Raw genomic sequence first — 205 nt, 5'->3', positions numbered from 1 at the left:
CGGGCCTCGGCCAGCGGCTTGCCCATTTCCAGGGTCATCAGCAGCGCGAAGTCCTTAGCGCGGGCCGTGACCAGCTCGAAGGCCCGGCGCAGGATCTCCCCGCGCTCCCGTGCAGGGACCTTGGCCCAGGACTCCTGCGCAGCGGCCGCGGCGTCCAGGGCAGCGGCCCCGTCCTCGGGTCCGGCGTCGGCGATGCTCAGCAGGA

Annotated in this window: 1 protein-coding gene; it reads right to left on the bottom strand. The window is 73.7% G+C overall.

The annotated features are described in order from the left end of the window. A partial coding sequence (locus QCD75_RS22145) for an aldehyde dehydrogenase family protein (protein ID WP_301231669.1) occupies positions 1-205 on the bottom strand: 205 nt, incomplete at both ends.

The sequence above is a fragment of the Arthrobacter sp. PsM3 genome (assembly GCF_030433895.1).
GTDB lineage: Bacteria > Actinomycetota > Actinomycetes > Actinomycetales > Micrococcaceae > Arthrobacter.
Note: the sequence above shows the minus strand (reverse complement) of the source record. Positions and strands in the feature narration are given on the sequence as shown.